Raw genomic sequence first — 5449 nt, forward strand, 5'->3', positions numbered from 1 at the left:
GCCGACAGCCGCGCACCCCTGCACGCCCCGCACAGCAGGCGGGCCCGGGGCCCCGTGGCTGGCAAAGTCGTACGCGGTCGTCAGACCGACCGCGCCCGCACCGACGACGGCAACTCGCTCGGGACTGCCCATACCCGCTGCTAGTCGGCGAAGGACTTGAAAGGCGAGCAAATCAGAGCATTGTCGACCGTTTCTGTTCAGAGGCCGCCCTGTGTTGCAGTCAATGCGGCGGTGTACGTACCAGACGCTCTTCGGTTGTGTGGTCGTACTGCCTCTCCAGTTGTGTGGTTGTGCTATCGAGAAGCGCGATTGCAGCCGCTCACGAGTATTAGAGAGACAGGGTAGGTTGACCAGCAGTAACCCACGTGGAAACCACGGGGTCGAAAGGAGCCGTCCAACCGTGCTGTCCTCTTATCGTCTCTGTCGTCGCTACAAAACACCTCCGGTCCTCGAATCTCGTCCCTTCAGTCCTCGAATCCGGCTGTCGTCGCCGCTCTCGGGAGCGAGCACGGTGCGAACAGAAAAAGCGAAGCGGGTGAGAGAGCGTCGCAGTTACTCGACGAACTCGTCCACGCCGCGGGCGGGGTAGCCGACTACGAGGTCGATACCAACCTCGCGGAGGTCGTCCACGCGGCGGCGAACGTCCGCGACCGACCCGATGAGGGCGTAGTCGCGGGCGGCCTTCAAGAGCACCTCGCGGGCGCGACCCTCGGCGGACGAATCGGTGGGTGCGTCGTCAGGGAGCGCGCGAGCGACGGGTCGCCGCCGGGAGACGTACGCGCCGACAGCGTCGAGAATCTCGTCTTCGTCGTCGGTCAGGACGGTCGGCGCGTAGAGGGCGACTTCGCCATCGTACCCAGCCGACCTGAGTGCGCGAACGTCTCTGCGGGTCGACCGCGAGAGCAGTTCGTACTGCGTGCCGCCCGCTGCGAGGGCGATTCGCTCGATTCCCTCAGTGCCGACCCACGCATCGGGGGCGCGCTCTCGCGCGGCGCGAAGCCGGGGAGCAACCGCACGGCGTTTCTCGTCGTCGGTCAGATAGGCTGCGTGGCCCGCTACCAACACCTGCCGAACCCCGGTCGGGAGCCGGTCGTACAGCGAGTCGTCGCCGAGCGGGTCGAACCCGTCGGCTCTGACTGGCGTGGTCAGTCTGATTTCTTTCTCCGCCGCGAGCGCAGCAAGGACGCTCTCATCGGGCAGTCGCTCCCGACCCTCGTAGTCGATAGCGACAATGTCCAAGGGGACCTCCAGCGCCCGGCGCACGTCGCACTCGGCGGGTTTGAGTGCCACGGCGTCTAAGCCGGCGTTCGAGACCGCACGCTCGGCGGTCAGCATGCTATCACCACAAAAATTTCAGTACCGTCGCGGAACGCGATCCATCGTCTGTGCGACCATGTGAAAGCGGATAGCGTGGATGGAGGCAAAACCCTGTCGGTGACGGCGACGCTGGCGCACCTCGGAGGGACTTATATACCCTGTCGGTGACGAGGTCGGAAGCAATCGTTAGCGGTGTGATAGGACCTCAGAATCGCTCTATCTCGGGAATCGAAGCTTGAACCACCGGAATTTTCAAAACTACTCAATTACAGAATTAGAGTAATATTCGAAAATTGCGCGTGAAGCCCTCAGTAGACTGGTTTCGGTCGTTCCCAGTTCCATAGATTCGAAAATCACGCACCCGTTATATGCGGTCTCCGGGCGACGTTTCAATTGTAAGGTGAATTACGATGACCGCAACCGGACAAATCAAAATGCTGGGGAACCGCATGGACTTCGACTACTCACAAGGTGCAACGGGCTACGTGCTCGTGCTCACTCGCCTCATCACGGGGTACTGGTTTCTCCACGCGGGGTGGGGAAAGCTAACCGGACCTGAGGCGTTCGACGCCGGCGGGTGGCTCATCAACGCAACCGGTGGCTCGCCAATCCACGGGTTCCTCCTGTGGGCAGGCCAGACCCCGTGGATGCTGGAGTTCACCAACTTCATGATTCCGGCCGGTGAGTTCCTCATCGGTCTCGGACTCCTCGTCGGGGCGCTCACCCGTCTTGCTGCCTTCTTCGGCGGCCTCCTGATGGTGTTCTTCTACCTCGGAAACGCCGACTGGGGACACGGACTGGTCAACGGCGACCTCTTCGGCCTCATGATGTTCGTCATCGTGGGCACCCTCGCCGCGGGTCGTATCTACGGTCTCGACGCCATCATCGAAAAGACGGAGTTCGTCCGGCAGCACCCCGCGCTGAAGTACCTCCTCGGCTGAGGCGGTTCGGAAGCGGTCAGAAGGGGTTGTCGGGGCACGACGCTGTTTTTTGAGTACGACAACACGAGAGCGCCAGCAGTGCGATGCGACGCTTCGAGACGACAGTCTGAGCGTTGCTCAGTGTCGGCCACGTGTGTGATACAAAATCGTCTTCTACCCGTTCTACACGGGGTAATCCGCGTCGGGGTCGACCACACGGTCCACCTCGGACGGGACTTCCCAGTCGGTGGTGAGTTCGAGTAGTTGGACGAGCATGCGTCCAGTCGCACCCCAGACGGTGTAGCCGTCGACGTGGAAAAAGTGGAGTCGAATATCGCCGTACTTCGGGTGGTCGCGGCGTTCCGACTCGTAGTTCGAGCGGTCGGTCAGGTCGTCGACCGACAGGACCGCAATCTCAGCCACTTCCCGATAGTCGGGTTCGTATTCGCGGTCGGGGATGGTGGCTACGAACGGAGTGACGGCGTAGTCCGTCACGGTGAGGATATCGTCTATTCGCCCGTGGAACGTCGCTTCCTCGGGCCGCAGTCCGATTTCTTCGTTGGACTCTCGCAGGGCCGTCGCTTGCAAACCCGTGTCGCTCGGTTCGCGCCCGCCGCCGGGAAAACTCATCTGCCCGGGATGCTCACCGAGGTGGTCGGCCCGCTTCGTAAAGAGGATGTGCGGCCGACCGGCGCGGAACACGACCGGAGCGATAACGGCCGCTCGACGCCCTGCATCGACGGTTACCGACTCATGTCGAGAGACACCCGCGAGGTCCATCGTCACGACTTGTAAAGGGATGCCGAGACTTAGGCCTGCCCCTCTTCAGCCAGTGCCACGTCGAGTCGTTCTCGGATGGACTCGACATCCGTGTTCGCCCACGCTTCGAGGTCGTAGGTCACATCGAGCAGCCGTGCGATTTCGTCAGTGTCCTCCGACTGGACTGCCTTCGCGGCCGCCTTGCGGAGACGGGATTCGACCTGTGCAGCCAGTTCGTCCCGTGGGACTTCGCGCATCGGGTAGTCGAGAATATGCGGGAGGTCTTCCGCCCGCGGCGGGAGCGTCGGGAACGCCAGCGGTCCGACCGTTAGTAATTCGGAGTCCGTATCGGGAGCGATATCGCCCCCCTCTTCTGTCGTCTCGTAGGAGACGAGGTAGTACGCGTCTATCGCGTCCGAAATTGCGCCCGTGAGGGCGCTCGTATCCGTCTCGCTTCCCTGCTTGAATGCAAGTTCGTCCAGTGCGGTTTCGAGTTCCTCGCGGGTGAGCGCGCCGAAGAGGTCGACGACGCCCGCGAGGTCGTCGTAAGTGGATTCGCTCATTGGTTCACCTCTACGGTGTTCATTGGTTCACCTCTACGGTGTTCATTGGTTCACCTCTACGGTGTTCATTGGTTCGTCTCCTCGCGTATCTCTTCGAGGTCGGCGCGGGCGGCCGCAAATACATCGTCCGGCGATAGCGACGTGTCTTCCCACGCCGGGAGCCTCGTGTCTTCGTCGGGTGCTGAAATCGCCTGTGCGTACGTCTCGACCTGTTCGCGTTCGTTGTTTCGGTCGTACTCGAAGCCGTTGAACGCCGCGTCGGCGGCGTACTGTTCGACGAGTCGGTTCCCGGCTTCGCGGTAGCGGTCGGCGAGGGTTTCGAAGTCGACGCTGCCGCCGTTCTCGACGACGGTTCGAAGGAGCGTCCGCCCGACCGATTCACTCATGTCGGAGAGCCCAGTCGGGCCGCTGACCGACCGGTGGTCGTGTTCGTACTCGCCGAGGTCGACCTGCGCGCTCCGGTCGAAGCCGGCGTGTTCGAAGGCGTCGCCGAGCGTGCCGACTTCGAGTCCCCACTTCCGCGGCGACCGAATCTTCATCGCGAGGTCGGCGGTCATCGCGAACTCGCCGGCGAGCGCGTACCGGAAGGAGTCGAGGTAGCGGACGATAGGCACGTCCGTCTCGTCTCCGAGTGTGCGAACGAGCGGGGCATAGAACAGCCTGAACAGTCGTCCGTACAGTTTCCCGTCTTCGACGCGGGCGTAGTAGCCCTTCGAGAAGTCGTGGCCGTGGGCGAGCGGGAAGAGCAGTCGCGGGACGTAGCGCTCGTCGTAGGTCTTCGTATCCGCGTCGTGGACGACGACGTAGTCCTCGCGGGCGGCACAACCGAGAGCTAACCACACGTCGCGACCCTTTCCGCGCTCGCCGTTGATGCCATGTGCTTCGAGCAGTTCGGCGACACGAGGACCGTCGCACCAGATTACGTCGAGCGGCAGGTCGAACTCGTCTAGCCAGTCCGCGAAGGGACCGACGCGGTCTGCAGGTGCGCGGAGGGGAACGACGACCCGTGCCGGCGAGAGCGACGCAAGCGTCGAGAGGACGCGGTCGGCGGCGAGACCGGCGTACTCCCGTTCGGTCATGGGAACGACCACGGCGGCACGGTCGGTCGGGGCGTCGGGGACCGTGCCGGAGAGGTCGTGGAGCGTCGTGACCCGCTCTTGTACGTACTCCATCGTGTCGGTGGTAGAACTGGGTGAGCAAAAGTGCGGCGAGAGTGGAGTAGCAAAAGTGCGGCGAGAGTGGAGTAGCAAAAGTGCGGCGAGGGTCGACTCGGTCGCCGAAGTCCACATTTTGGGCCCGGGTGCGTCGCGGCAGGTGTCAGTTCGGAATCCGTCCGGTGCGCTGGAGAACGACCAGTCCGGTGACGACGGCGGCGAGACCGAGCGCGAACCCGATAAACACCTCGTCGAACGAGTAGCCGATGTCGGTCAGATAGCCGACTGCTCCCGACCCGCTCGCCTGGAAGACCATCATTCCGAACGAGTAGACGGAGTAGGCGCTTCCGCGACTCTCGTCGGGGAGCGTGTCGAGGAGATAGGCGTCGAGCGCCGGAAAGAGACTGTGGATGACGTAGCCGACGATGGCCGTAACGACGACGAGGGCGATAAGTCCGGTCGTCTGCGTGAGGACGAAGACGGATAGTACAAAGGAGACGAGAACGCCGAGGATGTACGGCACTCGCGGGAGTTTGTCGGCGAGGCGGCCCGAGAAGAAAAAGGCCGGGACGCCCGCGCCGAAGACGACGGTGAGCATGTTCCGCGCCGTCGCCGCCGGAAGCCCCTTCGTCTCCATGTAGAGTTCGTAGAAGTTGAACAGGCCCTGCCAGACGAATCCGGTGAACCCGAGAATGACGACGCCGGTGAGGATGACGCGCCACTCCCTGCGGACGGC

Annotated in this window: 6 protein-coding genes and 1 pseudogene; 1 reads left to right on the forward strand and 6 read right to left on the reverse strand. The window is 63.0% G+C overall.

The genetic code is table 11. From position 1 onward, the window contains the following. Window positions 1–132: pseudogene (locus tag QT222_RS07380) on the reverse strand (sarcosine oxidase); the annotation flags it as partial. 420 nt (window positions 133–552) lie between these two features. Continuing rightward, window positions 553–1335: a DUF7388 family protein gene (locus tag QT222_RS07385; RefSeq protein WP_491476786.1), complete on the reverse strand. Its 783-nt coding sequence runs from the start codon at window positions 1333–1335 to the stop codon at window positions 553–555. A gap of 392 nt (window positions 1336–1727) precedes the next feature. Between QT222_RS07385 and QT222_RS07390 the strand changes: the two genes are divergently transcribed. After that, window positions 1728–2258, forward strand: a complete 531-nt coding sequence (locus QT222_RS07390) for a DoxX family protein (RefSeq protein WP_004057507.1) — start codon at window positions 1728–1730, stop codon at window positions 2256–2258. Window positions 2259–2420: 162 nt separating this feature from the next. On the opposite strand, the gene QT222_RS07395 is transcribed toward QT222_RS07390, so the two are convergent. The 4 genes from QT222_RS07395 to QT222_RS07410 all read right to left on the reverse strand — a co-directional run. Continuing rightward, on the reverse strand, window positions 2421–3017 hold the full coding sequence (locus tag QT222_RS07395) for an NUDIX hydrolase (RefSeq protein ID WP_004057508.1): 597 nt from the start codon (window positions 3015–3017) through the stop codon (window positions 2421–2423). A 29-nt stretch (window positions 3018–3046) separates the two neighbouring features. Beyond that, window positions 3047–3559 carry a DUF7109 family protein gene (locus tag QT222_RS07400; RefSeq protein ID WP_004057509.1) on the reverse strand — a complete coding sequence of 171 codons (513 nt, stop codon included), beginning with the start codon at window positions 3557–3559 and terminating at the stop codon, window positions 3047–3049. A 65-nt stretch (window positions 3560–3624) separates the two neighbouring features. Continuing rightward, on the reverse strand, window positions 3625–4731 hold the full coding sequence (locus QT222_RS07405; protein ID WP_004057510.1) for a glycosyltransferase family protein: 1107 nt from the start codon (window positions 4729–4731) through the stop codon (window positions 3625–3627). Between the two features lie 145 nt (window positions 4732–4876). Then, a partial coding sequence (locus tag QT222_RS07410) for an MFS transporter (RefSeq protein WP_491476787.1) occupies window positions 4877–5449 on the reverse strand: 573 nt, incomplete at its 5' end.

The organism is Haloferax sp. s1 (assembly GCF_058382125.1).